Origin of the sequence: Cysteiniphilum sp. JM-1 (assembly GCF_008711525.1) — a bacterium.
Classification (GTDB): domain Bacteria; phylum Pseudomonadota; class Gammaproteobacteria; order Francisellales; family Francisellaceae; genus Caedibacter.
The window spans coordinates 46,594-65,028 of the sequence record NZ_VXKS01000006.1; the positions used below are offsets into that span (position 1 = coordinate 46,594).

Here is an 18,435-nt window from a genome sequence, read left to right on the forward strand (position 1 = left end):
GAATGGTTGCTATTTTTTAATGATAATCAATGAGTGCATTAATGATCCATGCTAAGCCCTGTATTAGCTGGCTTGCTTAGGAGCAAAATAAATGGAATTGAAATGGCGAGCAATAGATAAGATAAATAAGCGACGTCATTAAAGGCAATAATGTTTGCCTGTGTGTTGATTGTTTGTGCGACAACGCCTAATGTCGTTGGGTCTTGCGCGTGCCAGCCGGTATTTTGTAACCAAGTTTGATAATTTGGATTGGCGGGATTAATATTCTTTATCATATTATTCCAAGCGACTTGCGCTTGCTGGCTTAGTACGGTAATCATTACGGATGTGCCAACAGATGTACCTAAATTTCTAAAGAAACTAAACATACCACTGCCTTCGGCGAGATCTTGAGGGTGTAAGGTTTGCAAAGCCATTGTTGAAACGGGCACAAAGAAAAAGCCCATGCCAATACCTTGGATAATGCCAGGGTAGGTTAAATTCCACGGATCACTCATTAGCGGAATCTGACCATATAGATAGTTGCCATAAGCGGTAAAAATAATGCCCAGTAAAATGATAATGCGTAAATCAATGCGTTTTGCTAAGGGAGCTATCAACATCATCGCTGCTGCTGCGGCAAGACCGCGAGGCATCATTAATTCACCTGAGAGCGATGCCGAGTAGTTCATAAACCCCTGCATTACTAATGGTTGTACGGTCATAAGACCAAATATACTTGCAGTGTAAAAAACTAATAACATACAAGATGCCGCATAGTTACGATCTTTAAATAAATGAAGGTTTAAGATGTTTTTTGGATTAAACCAACCACGGATAATGAAAATTAGACCCGTAATAACCCAAAATATTAGCATGGCAAGAATAAAGTGTGATGATAGCCAACCGTCGTTGTTACCGCGATCAAGAAAGATCTGTAAGGCGGCAATGGTTAATGCCATAAGCCCAAGACCGACCCAGTCAATATTCAGTTTCTCCCGCTTTGTTTCACGAATAAACATCAGTGCCATAACGATTGCGATAAGACATACAGGAACGTTAATATAAAAAATCCAGCGCCAATTAATCCAGTCAGTAATGTATCCCCCTAATGTGGGACCCAATACAGGCGCTGCCATAATGCCAACACCCCAAACTGCCATGGCTTTAACTTGCTCTTTAGGTGGGAAAGTGTCACGTAAGACATATTGCGATAGAGGGACTAAAGAGGCGCCAAAGATTCCTTGCATAATTCTAAAAAATACCATCTCGCCAAGAGAACTTGATAGACCGCAGAGTATTGAGAAAATCAAAAACCCAATGATGTTGATCAAAAGCAGTCGCCGCCGTCCAATAGTGCGCACGAAAAACCCAGTAAGTGGCATGCAAATCGCAGAAGATACGATATAAGAAGTCACAACCCAGGATATTTCTTCAGTGCTCGCACCAAGAGATCCTGCCATGTCGGGTAGGGCGACGTTAACAATGGTTGTATCAATAATCTCAATCATTGCTGCGAGCATCACGGTAATCGTAATTAACCATTTGGTTGTAGGAGAGATTGTTTGTTGTGTGGTTTGTGTCATGGGTATTAGCTTAAATCAAAAATCAGACTTTATTGTAAAGTGCTTTATTCTTGTTGTATAGCATGGAGCATGTTAATTAAAAAAACAAAATTTATTGAACTTAAAGCTTATAACAAGCATGTTTGCTTTTGTTTAAACAACTACTGACGTCTTTTTGAAAAATTCGCTATACTCTTCTGCAACAGGAAAAAAATATATAAAAAATGAAATATAAAGTAATTGCTCTTTTAGCAGTCGTCGTTTTAAGTGGCTGTGCCACCCAACAGAATCGGGATCCTTGGGAAGGTTATAACCGTGCTGTCTTTAAATTTAACCAAGTGACTTATGATTATGCCTTAATTCCAATGGCAAAAGGCTATGATTATGTTGTGCCTGATCCGGTACAGTTAGGGATTGATAATACCTATAATAATATTCTTGAGCCTGGACGCATTGCAAATGACCTATTACAGTGGAATTTTGACTATGTATGGCGCGATACCGCGCGCTTTGTCGCCAATACCATTTTTGGTGTATTTGGTTTGTTTGATGTTGCTAAAAATATGGGATTACCACGTCGCGTACAAAACTTTGGTTTCACGATGGCAAAGTGGGGCTATCGTTACTCGCCTTATTTTGTGGTGCCAATTTTAGGGCCTAACACTTTTGGTGGTTCAGCAGGCGATCTTGTTGATACTGTTTTTAATCCATTAAGTTATAATGCTGTTGCGCCAAGGCTGGTTAGTTGGAGTGCTTATGGTGTGTATAAGGCAAACGAAGGTGTTCAATACCTATCTTTATATGAAAAATTAATGAATAGCTCAATTGACCCGTATGTCGCGGCACGTAATGCGTACTTACAAAATTATGATTATAACTTGGATAAAACCTTGCAAATTAAGCCAAGCAATACTGCAAAAACTCAACATTTTGATAGCGATGCAGAAGTTTTAGATCTTCTTGATCAACCGAGTAACTAAATGATTTATTTAGCATCACAATCTCCAAGGCGGGCAGAATTGCTGCGTCGTGAATCCATTGAGTTTAGCAAGTTTTCTGTAGATATTGATGAATCTTCGTTAGCTAATGAAAAGCCGTTGATGTATCTAGAGCGAGTCGTGAAGGCAAAGCTTAAGGCGGCGTTAAGCATAAGGTCACTAGATATACCTGTTTTAGTTGCTGATACCATTGTTGTGATTGATGAAGAAATATTGCAAAAACCGATAAATTTTGAGGTGTTTTGTGAATATATGCATAAGTTAAGTGGATGCTGGCATCAAGTAATTACTGGTTTTGCCGTTGGTGATGGCGAGTCAGTATGTTATGAATATAGAATAACCGATGTACTGTTTGCATCATTGATTGATGAGGAAATAAAGGATTATTGGCAGACGAATGAACCATGTGATAAAGCCGGTGGATACGCCATTCAAGGAATTGGTCAGCGCTTTGTCAAAGAGATAAAAGGTGATTTTGACAATGTCGTTGGCTTGCCAGTTAAAGAGGTCAAAAAAGTCTTAGCCAAATTTACATTTCCGCATACAAAGTAATGGATTATTGATAATAACACTCGTAAACTGTTGCCCATTATTGATAAATGATCATTCTAAATTTTATGGCAATTGAAAAATTTGAAGCAGAGTTAGTTGAATCAAAAGAGATTGCACCCAATGTTAAACACCTGACATTTAAAAAAGCAGATGGCAGTGCATTTAACTTTGTTCCTGGGCAGTTTATTACCTTCTTATTTGATCATGAAGATGGCAAAGTAAGGCGCCGTAGCTACAGTGTCGCAAGTATTCCTAAAGATACGGACTTGATTGAAATCGCCATTTCTTATGTTGATGGTGGTATTGCTTCAGAGCAATTATTTAACATGGGCGTGGGTGATAAGTTCAATGCTATGGGTCCTGCCGGGCGCCTAGTATTAAAGGATGGCGAGAAAATCCGTAAGCTTATTTTGGTAGGCACTGGCACGGGTATTGCGCCATATCGTGCGATGTTGCCAACGATTGAAAAAGCTTTAGCTGAAGATGTCAAAGAGGTTCATATATTGCTTGGTGTGCAGTATAAGGCAGATGCGATTTATGCAGAAGATTTCCGTCAGTATGCAAAAAAGATAAATTCGCTATACTTCAAAGCATGTTTATCTCGTGAACAAGAAACTTTAGCTATTGACGAGCAAAAAGGCTATGTGCAGCATGTGTTTGACCAATTGGATTTAATGCCTCAAGAAGACGTTGTCTACCTATGTGGTAATCCAAATATGATCGATGATGCGTTTGCTCTATTAACAGAGAGTGGCTTTGATGCTAAGCGTGTGCGCCGTGAGAAGTATATTTCATCGAATTAGTGGCTAAGACTAAATATTCACCCACAAGTGCTCACCGTACCCTGAGCGTAAGTCGAAGCGATGCACTGAGCATCAGTCGAAGTGGGTAATCATACTTCATAGAGGCTTCGAGTTATGCTCAGCCAACGCTTACACAATCAAAGTGGTCAGGAATATGATTATAGCCGAATTAGTGAATTCATTAATTTAATCAAGCTAAAAGCTTGAGAGATGATACGCTTTGCGCTATGATGTGCAACGTTTTTACTCTGCGGTGCTTAAGATGGGCTTAGGTGGCGGCAAGAATATATTTAAAGAGGTAAATAAAGATGAATTTAGAGATTCAACCAAAGTATGAAAAAGTTTCAGTAAGCTGTAGCTGTGGCAATACATTTGAAACGCGTTCAACGAAGTGTCAAGATATTCAATTGGATGTGTGCTCAATGTGTCACCCATTCTATACTGGTAAGCAACGTGTGGTTGATACAGCTGGACGTGTGGATAGCTTCCAGAAGCGTTTTGGCAGCTTAAAGTCTCGTAAACTATAAGCTGTAGCATTGCTCAAATTGATGAGCAATTTTGATAATAAAAAGGGCACCTAAGGGTGCTTTTTTTATATCCATAGAAATGGTGGGAAAATAAGTTGTATCAGCTAGCGCCTCGCCCCTTGCGGGAGAGGCCGTGCAGCTTACGCTGCGCAGGTGAGGGGGTAATTGCAATACAATTTGTTTTTTTCATTCATAGTCATTAACCCCGACGAAATTTAAGTAATAATGGATTGTGATCTGAAATTTTACGACTATCGATTGCCGTGGCGTATTGGCAATTAAGGTTACGATACATGACAAGATCAAGCGGATGCTTGGCAAAGCGTTTGATATGTTTATCTTCTTCAAATTGTGCTTGCGTTAAGTTTAGTGCGCGGCAGAACTCATGGATCAGCGAATTACGTTTTTTATTCCAGCTGTTAAAGTCACCAGCAATAATAACGGCAGCTTCTTGATAGTTGGTAAGATAGTCATGCAGTTGTAGAATTTCTTCAGCATAGATACGTGAGTTATTAAAATTAATCGCATGTACGTTGATGATGATCAGTGGTGTGTTGTCAGCAAATACGTAGTGATTGGCAAGACTTGACTTATGTGTTTTAAATAAAATTTCTGTTTTCTTGGATAAGATTTGCTGTGCTTTATGACTCATAATGCTGCTTGCGGTCATCACACCGTAGGCATGCGATTTAAGTTGCAGATTAGGTGCAAAGTGCAAGCAAAAGTCATCCAATGGAAAGCTTGCACTATCGCTGTGTTTTGCTTCTTGCAGGCAGTAAAATCCGAGGTTATAGGCTTGTTGTAAACTCTTGATAAAATGTTGAAACTCAACAGGATCTTTATGATTAATCTTGTAAATGTTCCAACTCAAAATGCTAAAAAAATCAGGGACAAAAGCAGATTTAACCTGATTTTCACAGCTTAGGGTAATTTGCGGTGGCTTAAACATAACTATAATAAAGGGGATAAGACTTTAACCATACTTTCCCCTAACTTACGTGCTTTTGATGGTGCTGGCAATGTCTTGCCAGCATCTTTTAGAAATTCGTTCATCCACTCATTCACTTGTTGGATAATGCTTGCCTCATAAGCATAGGTCACGACTTCATAATTTAAAAATAAACTTCTATTATCAAGATTTACTGAACCAAGCATAACGGCTTTATCATCAAATAACACGGCTTTTGCGTGAATCATCTTCTTGTCAAATAAAGCGATTTCAATACCTGTTTTTGCAAGTTGGCGCATAAAATTACTACGCGCTAAATCAGCAATCAAATGATTGGACACTTTTGGGGTGATGAGTTTGACATCAACACCACGATGATAGGCAATTTGTAGCGCTTCAAGCAATGAGTCAGATGGCACAAAATAGGGAGTCACAATCCAGATGCGTGTCTGTGCGGCATAAATGCCGGCAATAAGTGAGTCATATAAAGCATCATTAGGGATATCAGGACCTGAGGGAGCTACTTGAATTAAGTTTTGACCATAGTCTTTTTTCAAACAAACTTCGGTCATATGATCAAGGTGCTCTTTTGCCGAATACTCCCAATCAGAGGCGAAAATATTGTGGAAGTGACAAATTGCATGACCTTGGATTTTAAACAAAATGTCATCCCAGCGTTTATTGCAAGGGGTGGGCCCCATGTACTCGTTGCCTAAATTCATACCACCTGTCAGTACAGTGTAATTATCGAATAAGTAGATTTTTCGATGATTTCTAAAGTTAATATAATTACGAAAAGGCATTTGAATAATCGGCATAAAGAAAGATACTTTGCCTCCGGCTTTGCGCAAGCGTTTAAAAATACGCTGATTGAAGTACACGCGATAGGAGCCTAGCGAGTCAATAAGAAGCTTAACGGTGACACCTTGCTTAGCTTTTTCAGTTAATGCGGCAAGAAGTCTTAAAGTTACATGATCATTTTGAAAAACATAGGTGCTAATATAAATGCTTGTTTTGGCTTGGTGAATTTGATTAATCAGTGCCTCATAGGCATGAATGCCATCAAGATAAAGCTCAAAGTGATTGTTGCTGGTGGGTGCTGGAATATCCTGATTAATGAGCACTGTGCGAATAGGGTGTGGGTTGAAAGTATCAATATGATCGATTTTACGTAAGTTAAACTCATGTTTATGGCGTTTGCGCTTACGTTTGCGAATGCCAAAAATAAAGTAAAAAGGTACGGCAACATAAGGTAGCAAGATAATCGCTAAAAGCCATGCCATCATACTGGTTGGTTTTTGTTTCTCAGCAACCATGCGTACGACAACGATTAAAATTAAAATCTCGCAAATAACTAAAAATGTATGTAGCTCTAGAAAATTAAAAATACTCATTTATTTCCTTCTATCCTTAGATGAGGCTTGGCAAGTTCTGTAACAATAATAGCATGGCTTTGATAAATGGACAGTGTCAAAGCTTGATAAAAATTACAAGCATTTTGAATCGCTAGTTTTCTTTACGTTTTTTTTATCTTTTATGCTAGTATAGCCGCCATCTTTGCTGTGATTAAGGGGAAAGAACGATGATTGTTGAAAATGAAAATGTGACGGATCAAGAAGTCTTGTCACGCCTGCGCTGGGCAGCAAGAAGAGGGATGCTTGAATTAGACCTTATTCTTTCGCCATATATAGAGTTCGCTTATCTAGCAGCACCACAAGCTGAAAAAGAGGCATTTCATGCATTGCTTAAATGCGAAGATCAGGATCTTTTTAATTGGTTTATTAAATCAAAACCAGCAGATGATGCTCATCAAATGATGGTTGATAAAATTTTGTTAGTCAAAAAACAAATAGCTCAACAGCAAGCAAACAATACAAGTTTGCCTTCTCAGGAATTAACGATGATTTTAGATAGAAATAACAAGTTTGATCAATCTGTCTTGATGCAAGAAATATCAAAGCACTGGTTGTGTGATGAACAAATGATTGTAGAGAAGCTTGCCAAGCAAGCGGCACTCACAGATAAAGAGCGTTTATCTGTGCAGGATATTGCCAGTGGTTTGGTCGCAAATGTACGTGAAACACGCTTAAGTAAAAGCGGATTAGATGCTTTTATGACTAAGTATGACCTTTCAAGTGATGAAGGGATTGTGCTGATGTGTTTGGCAGAAGCCTTATTGCGTATTCCAGATAAGCATACGGCAGATAAACTCATTAAAGATAAATTAACGAGTGCTAATTGGCATGAACATGTTGGTGATAGTGAGTATCTATTTGTGAATGCGGCTACTTGGTGTTTGATGTTAACTGGTAAGATATTAAAGCCAGGTCAATATCAAAATAAGTTCAAGGGCGTACTAAAAGGCTTCTTAGATAAGCGCTCACGCCCGGTTGTGCGTCGCGCGGTAATGCACGCGATGAAAGTTCTTGGTCAGCAATATGTCATGGGTGAAACGATTGATAAAGCGTTAAAGCGCGCTCAAGAAAAAGAAGCGATGGGCTTTACCTATTCGTATGATATGTTGGGTGAGGCGGCAACGACTAAAGCCGATGCTGAATATTACTATAATGAGTACCGTCAGGCGATTGATGCCATTGGATTTGCAGCCACCAAAAACAGTGTGCGCACAAACCCTGGGATTTCAGTTAAATTATCTGCCTTGCATCCACGTTATGAAGTAGCACAAGCAGATCGTGTACACGCTGAGATGTATCCTAAGTTATTAAAATTAGTTGAGTTAGCACAACGCTATAATATTGGCTTAAACATTGATGCTGAGGAAACTGAGCGCTTAGAGTTGTCGCTTGAATTGGTGAGCCGTTTAGCGCATGAGACCTCGTTACAAGGCTTTGAAGGGATTGGTATTGTCGTTCAGGCATATCAAAAACGTGCCAGTTTTGTACTTGATTACTTGATTGACTTGGCAGAGCGCACAGGGCATCGATTTATGATTCGTTTAGTCAAAGGGGCTTATTGGGATTCTGAGATTAAGCATGCACAAGTTGAAGGACTAGAGGGTTATCCGGTATTTACCCAAAAATGTTATACCGATGTGTCGTATCAAGCGTGCATTAAAAAGCTCTTTGCTAATAGCAAACATATTTACCCACAATTTGCGACGCATAATGCGTATACAACGGCATTGGTTATGCAATTAGCAGGAGATTATCGTGATTATGAGTTCCAGTGTTTACATGGAATGGGCGATGCACTATATGATCACGTTGTGGGCAAGGATAATTTCAATATCCCATGTCGTATTTACGCGCCAGTGGGGACGTATAAGCATCTACTACCTTACTTGGTTAGACGACTATTAGAAAATGGCGCCAATTCATCTTTTGTTCATCGTATTGTCGATGAGCAAACACCAATTGAAAGCTTGGTTGAAGATCCTGTTGAAAAAGCAAAGCGTCTAGGCTTTAAAGCGCATCCGCAAATTGCGTTACCTGTGAATATGTTTGGAGAAGAAAGAATGAATTCAAAAAGTTATGACTTAAATGACACCCGCACATTAGAAAAACTAGCACTACAAATGAGTCAATTTGATCGTGATGATTATGTTGCTAAGCCATTAATAAAAGGTGTTGATACCTCAAAACTTACCGCGGAAAATATTTTTAACCCAGCGAATAATCAAGTATTTGGCAAAGTCTATCATGCGGATAAAGCAATGGCTGAAAAAGCAATGGAAGTTGCGCATAATGCATTTGACGCGTGGAGTCTAGTTGAAGCTGAAAAGCGTGCTGAAGCCTTGGATAAGTGTGCGGATTTATTAGAAGAAAATATGCCAAAATTTATGGCAATTGCTGTGCGTGAAGCCGGTAAAACCTTGGCAAATGCGGTTAATGAGATTCGTGAAGCAGTTGATTTTTGTCGGTATTATGCGGCACAAGCGCGTGCTGAATTTGCAGCACCTAAAACCTTAGCGGGTCCTACAGGCGAGCTTAATCAAATTAGCCTACATGGTCGCGGTGCTATAGTATGTATCAGTCCGTGGAACTTTCCTTTAGCTATTTTCTTGGGCGAAGTAACAGCCGCCTTAGCTGCTGGAAATACAGTTGTTGCTAAACCAGCTGAGCAAACACCTATTATTGCCTATGAAGCGATTAAATTACTGCACCAAGCAGGTATTCCTGAAGAGGTATTACAATTTGTACCAGGTACAGGTGAAGAGGTTGGTAGTACGTTAACGCAAGACCCACGTGTTGCTGGTGTGATCTTTACAGGATCCACTGAAGTAGCCAAAATCATTCAGCAAACGCTATCAGCCAAAGAAGGTGCGATTGTACCATTTATTGCAGAAACAGGTGGTCAAAACGTGATGGTTGTTGATTCATCATCCTTACCTGAGCAGGTAGTGCGTGATGTGATATCCTCGGCTTTCGATAGCGCAGGACAACGTTGCTCTGCTTTGCGCGTTTTATATCTACAAGAAGATATTGCGGATAATGTCATCACCATGCTAAAGGGTGCTATGGATGAATTAAAGGTTCATGATCCGGCATTCATTGAAACCGATATTGGTCCTGTGATCGATCAGGAAGCAAAAGCTAATCTTAAAGCACATATCAACAACATGCGCCAATCAGAAAAGCTTGTGCATGAGATTAGTGAAGATAAATCACTTGAGAAAGGCAACTATATTTACCCTGTCGTGTTTGAAATCGATAGTATTCATGCGCTTAAACGTGAAGTATTTGGTCCAGTTCTTCATATTGTGCGCTTTAAAGCGACTGAACTTGAAAAGGTTGCTAAAGATATTAACTCAACTGGTTATGGTTTAACATTTGGTGTGCACAGTCGCATTCAGGAAACTGTTAATTTCTTTAAAAAGCATATTCGTGTTGGCAATATTTATGTTAATCGCAATATTGTTGGTGCGGTTGTTGGTGTGCAACCTTTTGGTGGTCAAGGTTTATCCGGTACAGGACCTAAAGCTGGGGGTCCTTTCTACTTACATCGTTTGGCTGTTGAGCGCACGATTAGCATTGATACCACCGCGTCAGGTGGCAATGCATCGTTGATGAGCTTAGAACAATAAGGATAACGCTTTAAAATGACTGATTTAGAGCAACAACTGCGTGAGGATCTCGCGGTAAGTCACCATATAGTCTACCACTATGGTTGGGATGATTTATTGGCAACGCACCTAAGTGTGCGTATACCACAATCAAATGCGGTGTTGATTACGCCACATAATGTCCCCTTTGAAGAAGTGAGCGCGGATAATCTGGTTAAAGTTGATCTAAATGGACGAGTTTTATCACAAAACGGTTATACGGTCATGCCTCAAGCATTTAATATTCATGCTGAGATTTACAAAGCAAGTAGCAGTATTCATAGTGCGATGCATACCCATAGTACCTATGGTGTTGCTGTATCATCGCTGAAATCAGGTTTGCTATTTTGTAATCAGCAGGCGTTACGCTTTTATAATGATGTTGCCTATCATGATTACAATGGTCTTGCATTAGCAAATGAAGGGCATGAAATCGTTCAAAGTTTGCAGGATAAAAAAGTCATGATTTTACGTAATCATGGTTTATTAACAACCGGCAAAACTATCTATGAGGCGCTTTACTTGCTCTATTACCTAGAGAAAGTGTGCGAGTTGCAAATTAAATTGCAAAGTGTAAACGACTCACTGATTGAATTAGATGAAACAGTGTGCCTAAAAACTAAGGCGCAGTTCGAGCGTATTTTAACGCCGGAAAAGGAATTTGTTGTGCTTAAACGCCGAGTGCAGTATTTAAGCCAAAATAAATAATAGGAAATCCGTTAATTAATTTTTAGAAGTTTGTTAGACTCAGCGCGGGATAAGATAAAAGGTAATTAATCGGATGACAAAAAAGATAACGAAGGCGAGCACCAAGAAAACGGTTGCAATTACGACTTTGGGTGCTGCCTTAGAGTGGTTTGAGTTTAGTTTATATGGTTATTTGGCGACTTACTTAAGTATTTTATTTTTTCCCGATGAAAATAGAACTGTCGGTTTGATTACTGTTTTTGGTATCTTTGCGGCGAGTTATTTTATGCGTCCATTAGGTGGCTTTGTTTTGGGTTCTATTGGTGATCGACTTGGGCGACGCTATGCGATTACACTTAGTATCGGTCTTATGTGTATTCCAATGTTTATCATGACCATTATGCCAACGTATAATAGTTTTGGTATTTGGGCGGTAGTTATTTTGATTTTAGCGCGCATGATTCAGGGTTTTTCGGTTGGTGGTGAGTATACAGGGGTTTTAATTATGCTCGCTGAAAGTGCGCCAAAGCAATATCGTGGATTTGCAACAGCTTTAGCGGCAATGTCATCACAAGTTGGTACGATCCTAAGCGCGGTAGTGGTTGGTGTATTAGCCACAGTTTTTAGCAAAGCACAAATGCTTGAATATGGATGGCGTGTGGCATTTCTTATTGGATTTGTTTTTGCATTAACCTCAATGTTTTTACAGCACTCAGTGCGTGAGTCACCATTTTTTGAAGAGGTTAAGAAGTCTAAAAAAGCCTTAAAAAACCCATTAATGACGGCGCTTAAAGGACCTAAGATGCCGCTTGTATGGGTGTTTGTGTTAACCGGTTATATTGGTATTGCTTATTATATGATGGCAACTTTTTTGCCGAATAACTTTATCGCAACGCGCCATTTAGATGTCAGTATTGTGATGTGGATTACTGTCGTTATATCTGTTGTCTATGCTGTGTTCTCGCCATTGTTTGGCTGGTTTGCCGATTTGTGGGGGCGCAAAGTAATTCTGAATGTCCCGATATTCTTATTGCTCATTCTCGCTTATCCCATGTTTATCTGGCTTAATTATGGTGGCATTGTTCAGATTTTGATTGCTGAGTCGATTTTTGCATTATTAGTAGCAGCGATGACAGCATCTTTTCAAGTGGCAATTAGTGAGCTTTTCCCAACGGAATGCCGCTATAGCGGGATGTCGGCAGCCTATAATGTAGGAAATGCCTTATTTGCGGGTACTACACCGATGATCTCATTAATGTTGGTAGATGCTTCAGGCTCACATTATGCGCCTTGTTATTACTTAATTATTACCTCAATCATTACTTTGGCAGTGATTTATAAAATGCCAGAAACACGTACTAGTAGGTATTTTGAGTTAGGTGAGAATTCATCAAAATAAGTTGCACCAGCTAGCACCTCTCCCCTTGTGGGAGAGGTCGTGCAGCTTAAGCTGCGCGGGTGAGGGGTAAAACGCAACTTATTCTTGATTTATTACATCAGGTGTTTTGGGTTTTCGGATCAAATCCAAGAATGATAGCAAAACATTGAGCGATCGTATTTGAGCTTGAATGGGATATCTATACTTACTAATGAAACTATTATTTATACTTGTTACTCATCCCAAGGGTTGAGTAGTGTTATGCCCATGTCTTTAAAATCAATGATATTACGCGTTACCAGAGTCATTCCATGAGTAATTGCACTTGCTGCGATCATGGCATCGCGATCTGATTTTGGGTTAGGGATATGAAGTTGAGCACAGCGTTTGGCAGCAAAGAGATCAAAAGCGATAATTCGATTGGCAAAAGCAGCCATAACGTGGTTATCCATCCAGTTGCGTAATATATTACCTTGTTTAAAATCTCTTCGATGCACGGATAAAATACCCATCTCCAGCTCAAGTATGGTGATGACTGAAATAAAAAGCTCAACAGGACTAATGGATGAAGCCCAGTTCACCACATTGGGGTCTGCTTTGTTTGAGCTTGCTTTTCTTAATTCTGAAATAACATTGGTATCCAGTAAATACATCTAGAAAATGTCCTTTTTAAATAGATCTTGCCCAAGCTTAGTTGGTTCAAACTCGATGTCTTGATCATTTTGCATTGATAACATATCAACAATATTGGTTTGCGGTATATTGACCTTCTGCAATTTATGATATGCATCAACACTCAGCAAAACATGTGAAATCGTTCCGCGCTCAGTGATGAAAACGATACTGTCTTTAGATGCTTTCTTTGCTTTATTTGGATTTTGATTAAACTCTCTACTTGTAAAGGTGTTAATATTCATTGTCGTAAACTCCGATACCTTTAGGTGTCACTAAGTATAGTTTTGTAACTACATAACTACAAGTGTGTTTTGGATAATTCTTAAACCGCTAACGCAATCAATCACCCAAAGGGGTGTGAAATTCAATGGCAGGCATGCTGCAAAATGGTTTGTGAGCGGTATATATTAACACATGGGCTTAGAATCACGTATAATCGCTTAAGTTTTGATGTAATAGCGAATGATTTAACATGCTTGAACAAACAGATGTATTAATTGTCGGTGCAGGTACCGCAGGACTGACAGCTGCTCTTAATTTAGCGGATGACTGTAACGTAGCAATATTGTGTAAATCCGCCTTGGGTGAAGGCTCTAGCCTTTACGCACAAGGTGGGATTGCCGCAGTGATGGACAAAGGTGACTCATTAGAGGCGCATATTGAAGATACGCTTATTGCTGGTGATGGTTTATGTGATAAAAAAGCGGTGCGTTTTACTGTTGAGAATGCTAAATCATGTGTTGAATGGCTGATTGATCAAGGTGTGCACTTTACGCTAGATAGTGAGCATGAAAATTATTACCACCTGACGATGGAGGGAGGACACTCTTATCGACGTATTTTGCATGCTGCGGATGCTACTGGCAAAGAAGTACAAACGACGTTAACGGCTTTAGTTAAAAATCATCCGAATATAAAGGTCTATGAATATTACAATGTGGTTGACTTGATTTTACAGCAACAGCGTTGTGTTGGTGCTTATGCGTTAAATCTTAAATCAAACAAAATTGAAACTTTTGGTGCGCGTGCTGTTGTCTTGGCATCAGGAGGTGCCTCACGCGTCTATCAATATTCGACTAATCCCGTGGTTTCTAGTGGCGATGGTATTGCCATTGCTTATCGTGCTGGGTGTCGTGTGGCAAATTTGGAGTTTAATCAATTTCATCCGACTTGCCTTTATCACCCAAAAGCTGGATCATTTTTATTAAGTGAAGCATTGCGTGGTGAAGGTGCATATTTGCGTCTACCTAATGGTAAGCGCTTTATGCCTGAGATTGATGAACGTGCTGAGCTTGCACCACGTGATGTGGTTGCACGTGCTATTGACCTGCAGATGAAAAAATATGGCTTAGAATGTGTTTATTTGGATATTACACATAAGCCAGAGGCGTTTATTAAAGAACACTTTCCGATGATTTATGAAAGTTTATTAAAATATGGACTTGATTTGACTAAAGACCAGATTCCCGTCGTGCCAGCGGCGCATTACACTTGTGGTGGTGTTGTGGTTGATGATAAGGCACGCACCGATGTTGTCGGATTGTATGCTGCAGGAGAAGTGACTTATACAGGGCTTCATGGCGCTAATCGCATGGCAAGTAACTCGTTATTAGAGTGTCTTGTATATGCTTTTGCTGCTGCTAATGATATTAAACAAAACCTCTTAAGGTTAATGCCAATGTCAGATATTCCTCGCTGGGATGACGCTTTAGTCACTGACTCAGATGAAGAGGTTTTTATTCGCCATAATTGGCGTGAGATTAGACGTTGCATGTGGGACTTTATGGGAATTGTTAGAAGCAATAAACGCTTAGAGCGCGCAATGCATCGCATTAAGCTGTTGCGCCAGGAGGTATTTGATTATTATTCTGATTTTACGGTAACTGCTGATTTGTTGGAGCTTAGAAATTTGGTGTTAGTTGCTGAATTGATGGTTGAGTCTGCAATGCGCAGGAAGGAAAGTCGCGGGCTTCATTTTACGTTGGATTATAAACAAAAAGATCCACGGTTTTTGAAACCTACTATTTTGCATCCAGCTAAAAATTAATAAAACGGAAGGTATACATGGAATTTGATCTATTAAGAGCAATAAAACCCAATCGTCAGAAAGCGCTATTTTTAGCAAAACGTCAGTTAGCCGAGTTTGTGTATGATGCGGTAAACTTAGAGGGTATTCATTATACTTTGCCAGAGGTTCAAACCTTGCTCGATGGTGTTACTGTTGGTGGGCACAAGTTATCAGATCAACGCATTGCTTTAAACCAAGCAGATGCATGGCATTTTTTATTTGAAAAGATACAGAATAACAGCTTTTCGCTCGATCAATCATTTGTATGTCAGCTGCATTTTGAAGCTGCAAAAGAAGAAGCACTTGCTTGGGGGGCTTTTAGGACAGGGCAAGTCACTATTTCAGGGACTGACTATATGCCGCCTAAAGCGGATGCTTTAGCAGATTTATGGCAGCAAATTATTTTTGATTATCACGATTCTGAAGGGTTGATGTTATATCAACAAGCGGTTGGTTTATTTCTAGATATGGCGCGTATTCAGTTTTTTTATGATGTTAATAAACGCATGGGGCGCTTTATGATGAATGGCATTTTGCTTGATCGTGGCTATCCGGCGATTAATCTACCCGTCAAGCGTCAACTTGAGTTTAATACACTGATGCTTGATTTTTATCAAACAAGTGATAAAACAGCGATGACTGAGTTTATGCTATCGTGCTTGGATAGCAAATTAATTGAAATAATGAGTGAATAGACAAGCAAGTAAGTAAGGCAAATATCATGTGTAAGTACAATAATGTGATTTTTGACTTTGATTCAACGCTGATCCGTTTTGAATCACTAGAGGTGATCATGGCTGAGTTGCTTCAAGGGGATCAGTCTAAAATACAGCAAATTGAAACCTTAACGAATGCCGGCATGAATGGTGAGATAAGTTTTCGTGCTAGTTTGGAGGCGCGTTTACAAGTAGCAAAACCAACAAAGGCAGCATTAGATGCATTTGTTGCGCAGTATTGCCCTGACGCATTAACGGTTGGTATCAAGGAATTAATTGAGCAATTGCATCAACGTAATGTCAAAGTGTGGATTATTAGTGGTGGTTTTAGTGAACTTATTCTGCCTTTTGCTGAGTATCTGGATATTCCAGCATCACGCGTTTTTGCGGTGAATTTACACTGGGATGAAAACGGATACTTTGATGGCTTAAATAATAACAATGGTTTTTGTGATTCAAAAGTCACTGGTGCTACAAAAATCCAAGATCAGCTAGTTGGTGAAACCGTAATTGTTGGCGATGGTTTTACCGACTATGAGCTTTATAGTGCTGGGATTGCGAATGAGTTTATTGCCTATATTGAACATGTTCAGCGAGATAAAGTCTTATCTGTTGCTAAGCTTTGTGCAAAAAATATTGATGAGCTTAGTACGCTGATTGGCAATTAGAGTGGCGCTGATTTAGTAGTGAAAACGGCATTGGGCGATGAGTAAATTGTTACCTTCAACTTTATAGACAAGTCTATGCGTCAAATCAATTCTTCGAGAGTACCAACCTTGTAGATTATGCTTTAGCGGTTCAGGTTTGCCTAAATTCAATTCGCGAATATAACAAGCTGGATTTTAAATGACAACATTCGTATCAACGTGCTACCATGTGCACAATCTATGTCAGAGAAAATTCTTTTTAAATAATGAGTATTATAACGATTAAATCTTTAATTACCGCTGTTCCTGATTTTCCAAAGCCGGGTATTTTATTTCGTGATATCACGCCATTATTGGCAGACGCTGATGGCTTAACGCAAACAGCAAGTCTTATGGCAGAACGGATCAAAGAAAAGGGCTTAAAACCCACAATTATCGCAGGACCTGAGAGTCGTGGGTTTATCTTTGGTGTGGCGGTAGCAAAGCACTTATCAATTGGTTTTGTGCCAATTCGTAAGCCTGGTAAGTTGCCACGCGCGGTACATGCCTGTGAATACGAGTTAGAGTATGGTACTGATAGATTAGAAGTGCATCAGGATGCTTTTTCTAACAATGATCAAGTGTTGTTAGTGGATGATTTATTAGCAACAGGCGGTACAGCAAGTGCTTGTGTTGAATTGGTTAGAAAAGCTGGAGCTACCGTGCTAGGTTCGTTATTTGTGATTGAGCTTAATGGGCTCAATGGACGCGATAAAATGCCAAAAGACATCTTTATTGACTCATTAGTTCAATATGACTGAGATTAAACTTCATTTTGATGTTTCACAGTATCATCAATTGTTACTGACATGGTTTAATCAACATGGGCGTCATGACTTACCATGGCAGGGTGATTTTAACCCTTATTATGTGTGGTTGTCTGAGATTATGTTGCAGCAGACACAAGTTAAAACGGTTACTCCATACTTTCTCAAGTTTATCGATCGATTTCCGCATATCAGTGATCTAGCGCAAGCAAATCAAGATGAAGTAATGCAGTATTGGGCAGGGTTGGGGTATTACGCACGTGCTAGAAACTTGCACAAAGCAGCGCAAGTCATTTATCAGAAATATAATGGTGTAATGCCTAATAATGTTGATGATTTATTAGCATTACCCGGCATTGGTCGATCAACCGCACATGCGATCTTATCAATTGCGTTTAAGCAAGAAACACCGATTATGGATGGTAATGTTAAGCGTGTATTTGCACGTGTTTTTGCGATTGATGAAGTGTTATCAGGTGCTGCTGCTGAGAAAAAACTATGGCAATTAGCGCATAAGCTTATGCCAAAAGACAAGACGCAAAATTATACACAAGCACAAATGGATTTGGGGGCGACAATCTGTACACGAACCAAGCCAAAGTGTGATCTTTGTCCGTTACAGGGTGTTTGTTTGAGTTTTGCCAATAATCAGGTGAAACAATATCCACGGAAAAAAGGAAAAAGGGTGAAGCCAGTTCAATCAGCAGTGTTTCATCTTTATCAATATCAAGATGAGCTGCTACTTATCAAAAAACCGAATAAAGGTATTTGGGGTGGATTGTATGTTCTACCTGAAGTTGCATTACATATTGGTGAATATAGTCATATGCTATGTGAAGAACAAAAGCATATATTCACCCACTTTGAGCTTTATTATGATATTAAAGTGTATCAATTAACTCAGAAAGCAATGATTAATGATGCTTATTGGGTTAATAAGGATAATATAAAGAAATATGCATTGCCTGCGCCATTGGCAAAGCATTTGATTTGCTAAAACGATGATTTTAAAACACCCCGTCA

18 protein-coding genes are annotated in these 18,435 nt (G+C 39.5%); 12 read left to right on the forward strand and 6 right to left on the reverse strand.

The features are described from left to right. Window positions 1-38 precede the first annotated feature (38 nt). On the reverse strand, window positions 39-1,565 hold the full coding sequence (locus F3D68_RS03985) for a DHA2 family efflux MFS transporter permease subunit (RefSeq protein ID WP_151193175.1): 1,527 nt from the start codon (window positions 1,563-1,565) through the stop codon (window positions 39-41). Between the two features lie 203 nt (window positions 1,566-1,768). Between F3D68_RS03985 and F3D68_RS03990 the strand changes: the two genes are divergently transcribed. The 4 genes from F3D68_RS03990 (at window position 1,769) to rpmE (ending at window position 4,424) form a co-directional block, all read left to right on the forward strand. Further along, entirely contained in the window at window positions 1,769-2,524 is a 756-nt protein-coding gene (locus tag F3D68_RS03990; protein ID WP_151193176.1) for a VacJ family lipoprotein, read from the forward strand. After that, the gene (locus F3D68_RS03995; protein WP_151193177.1) at window positions 2,525-3,094 is read left to right on the forward strand and encodes a Maf family protein; all 570 of its coding nucleotides are present in this window, start codon (window positions 2,525-2,527) and stop codon (window positions 3,092-3,094) included. Window positions 3,095-3,159: 65 nt separating this feature from the next. Further along, the gene (locus F3D68_RS04000; protein ID WP_151193178.1) at window positions 3,160-3,897 is read left to right on the forward strand and encodes an FAD-binding oxidoreductase; all 738 of its coding nucleotides are present in this window, start codon (window positions 3,160-3,162) and stop codon (window positions 3,895-3,897) included. 308 nt (window positions 3,898-4,205) lie between these two features. Further along, on the forward strand, window positions 4,206-4,424 hold the full coding sequence (rpmE, locus tag F3D68_RS04005; RefSeq protein ID WP_117003200.1) for a 50S ribosomal protein L31: 219 nt from the start codon (window positions 4,206-4,208) through the stop codon (window positions 4,422-4,424). 199 nt (window positions 4,425-4,623) lie between these two features. Here rpmE and F3D68_RS04010 read toward each other — a convergent pair whose 3' ends face one another. Further along, the gene (locus tag F3D68_RS04010; protein WP_151193179.1) at window positions 4,624-5,373 is read right to left on the reverse strand and encodes an endonuclease/exonuclease/phosphatase family protein; all 750 of its coding nucleotides are present in this window, start codon (window positions 5,371-5,373) and stop codon (window positions 4,624-4,626) included. 2 nt (window positions 5,374-5,375) lie between these two features. Next, window positions 5,376-6,767, reverse strand: a complete 1,392-nt coding sequence (cls, locus tag F3D68_RS04015) for a cardiolipin synthase (protein ID WP_151193180.1) — start codon at window positions 6,765-6,767, stop codon at window positions 5,376-5,378. 188 nt (window positions 6,768-6,955) lie between these two features. Here cls and putA point away from each other — a divergent pair, with 188 nt between their 5' ends. The 3 genes from putA (at window position 6,956) to F3D68_RS04030 (ending at window position 12,521) form a co-directional block, all read left to right on the forward strand. Then, on the forward strand, window positions 6,956-10,417 hold the full coding sequence (gene putA / locus F3D68_RS04020; protein ID WP_151193181.1) for a bifunctional proline dehydrogenase/L-glutamate gamma-semialdehyde dehydrogenase PutA: 3,462 nt from the start codon (window positions 6,956-6,958) through the stop codon (window positions 10,415-10,417). A 15-nt stretch (window positions 10,418-10,432) separates the two neighbouring features. Then, on the forward strand, window positions 10,433-11,143 hold the full coding sequence (locus F3D68_RS04025) for a class II aldolase/adducin family protein (RefSeq protein ID WP_151193182.1): 711 nt from the start codon (window positions 10,433-10,435) through the stop codon (window positions 11,141-11,143). A gap of 73 nt (window positions 11,144-11,216) precedes the next feature. Then, a complete protein-coding gene (locus tag F3D68_RS04030) occupies window positions 11,217-12,521 on the forward strand; it encodes an MFS transporter (protein ID WP_151193183.1) in 1,305 nt (434 codons plus the stop codon). Window positions 12,522-12,733: 212 nt separating this feature from the next. Here the strand turns inward: F3D68_RS04030 and F3D68_RS04035 are convergent, their stop codons facing one another. Both F3D68_RS04035 and F3D68_RS04040 read right to left on the reverse strand, forming a co-directional pair. Then, window positions 12,734-13,153, reverse strand: coding sequence for a type II toxin-antitoxin system VapC family toxin (locus F3D68_RS04035; protein WP_151193184.1), 420 nt, complete (start codon window positions 13,151-13,153; stop codon window positions 12,734-12,736). Next, window positions 13,154-13,417, reverse strand: a complete 264-nt coding sequence (locus tag F3D68_RS04040; protein ID WP_151193185.1) for a type II toxin-antitoxin system Phd/YefM family antitoxin — start codon at window positions 13,415-13,417, stop codon at window positions 13,154-13,156. Between the two features lie 230 nt (window positions 13,418-13,647). On the opposite strand from F3D68_RS04040, the gene nadB reads away from it, so the two are divergent. Genes nadB through F3D68_RS04055 form a run of 3 tightly spaced genes read left to right on the forward strand, consistent with a single transcriptional unit; the run spans window position 13,648 to window position 16,627 of the window. Further along, window positions 13,648-15,222, forward strand: a complete 1,575-nt coding sequence (nadB, locus tag F3D68_RS04045) for an L-aspartate oxidase (protein ID WP_151193186.1) — start codon at window positions 13,648-13,650, stop codon at window positions 15,220-15,222. Between the two features lie 17 nt (window positions 15,223-15,239). Beyond that, a complete protein-coding gene (locus F3D68_RS04050; protein ID WP_151193187.1) occupies window positions 15,240-15,938 on the forward strand; it encodes a Fic family protein in 699 nt (232 codons plus the stop codon). A 26-nt stretch (window positions 15,939-15,964) separates the two neighbouring features. Further along, complete coding sequence (locus F3D68_RS04055) at window positions 15,965-16,627, forward strand: HAD-IB family phosphatase (RefSeq protein ID WP_151193188.1); 663 nt, start codon at window positions 15,965-15,967, stop codon at window positions 16,625-16,627. A gap of 12 nt (window positions 16,628-16,639) precedes the next feature. Here F3D68_RS04055 and F3D68_RS04060 read toward each other — a convergent pair whose 3' ends face one another. After that, window positions 16,640-16,777 carry a Txe/YoeB family addiction module toxin gene (locus tag F3D68_RS04060; protein ID WP_411954791.1) on the reverse strand — a complete coding sequence of 46 codons (138 nt, stop codon included), beginning with the start codon at window positions 16,775-16,777 and terminating at the stop codon, window positions 16,640-16,642. A gap of 95 nt (window positions 16,778-16,872) precedes the next feature. On the opposite strand from F3D68_RS04060, the gene F3D68_RS04065 reads away from it, so the two are divergent. Then, window positions 16,873-17,406, forward strand: a complete 534-nt coding sequence (locus F3D68_RS04065; RefSeq protein WP_151193189.1) for an adenine phosphoribosyltransferase — start codon at window positions 16,873-16,875, stop codon at window positions 17,404-17,406. Beyond that, window positions 17,399-18,409 carry an A/G-specific adenine glycosylase gene (gene mutY / locus F3D68_RS04070; RefSeq protein WP_151193190.1) on the forward strand — a complete coding sequence of 337 codons (1,011 nt, stop codon included), beginning with the start codon at window positions 17,399-17,401 and terminating at the stop codon, window positions 18,407-18,409. The genes F3D68_RS04065 and mutY overlap by 8 nt, the downstream gene beginning before the upstream one ends. Window positions 18,410-18,435 lie beyond the last annotated feature (26 nt).

Bases quoted from the DNA above. Each gene is read 5' to 3' on its own strand.
- F3D68_RS04065 (WP_151193189.1), top strand. From the start codon at position 16,873: ATGAGTATTATAACGATTAAATCTTTAATTACCGCTGTTCCTGATTTT.
- F3D68_RS03990 (WP_151193176.1), top strand. From the start codon at position 1,769: ATGAAATATAAAGTAATTGCTCTTTTAGCAGTCGTCGTTTTAAGTGGC.
- mutY (WP_151193190.1), top strand. From the start codon at position 17,399: ATGACTGAGATTAAACTTCATTTTGATGTTTCACAGTATCATCAATTG.
- F3D68_RS03985 (WP_151193175.1), bottom strand. From the start codon at position 1,565: ATGACACAAACCACACAACAAACAATCTCTCCTACAACCAAATGGTTA.
- F3D68_RS04055 (WP_151193188.1), top strand. From the start codon at position 15,965: ATGTGTAAGTACAATAATGTGATTTTTGACTTTGATTCAACGCTGATC.
- nadB (WP_151193186.1), top strand. From the start codon at position 13,648: ATGCTTGAACAAACAGATGTATTAATTGTCGGTGCAGGTACCGCAGGA.
- F3D68_RS04040 (WP_151193185.1), bottom strand. From the start codon at position 13,417: ATGAATATTAACACCTTTACAAGTAGAGAGTTTAATCAAAATCCAAAT.
- cls (WP_151193180.1), bottom strand. From the start codon at position 6,767: ATGAGTATTTTTAATTTTCTAGAGCTACATACATTTTTAGTTATTTGC.
- F3D68_RS04035 (WP_151193184.1), bottom strand. From the start codon at position 13,153: ATGTATTTACTGGATACCAATGTTATTTCAGAATTAAGAAAAGCAAGC.
- F3D68_RS04025 (WP_151193182.1), top strand. From the start codon at position 10,433: ATGACTGATTTAGAGCAACAACTGCGTGAGGATCTCGCGGTAAGTCAC.
- F3D68_RS04030 (WP_151193183.1), top strand. From the start codon at position 11,217: ATGACAAAAAAGATAACGAAGGCGAGCACCAAGAAAACGGTTGCAATT.
- putA (WP_151193181.1), top strand. From the start codon at position 6,956: ATGATTGTTGAAAATGAAAATGTGACGGATCAAGAAGTCTTGTCACGC.
- F3D68_RS04050 (WP_151193187.1), top strand. From the start codon at position 15,240: ATGGAATTTGATCTATTAAGAGCAATAAAACCCAATCGTCAGAAAGCG.
- F3D68_RS03995 (WP_151193177.1), top strand. From the start codon at position 2,525: ATGATTTATTTAGCATCACAATCTCCAAGGCGGGCAGAATTGCTGCGT.
- F3D68_RS04000 (WP_151193178.1), top strand. From the start codon at position 3,160: ATGGCAATTGAAAAATTTGAAGCAGAGTTAGTTGAATCAAAAGAGATT.
- F3D68_RS04010 (WP_151193179.1), bottom strand. From the start codon at position 5,373: ATGTTTAAGCCACCGCAAATTACCCTAAGCTGTGAAAATCAGGTTAAA.
- rpmE (WP_117003200.1), top strand. From the start codon at position 4,206: ATGAATTTAGAGATTCAACCAAAGTATGAAAAAGTTTCAGTAAGCTGT.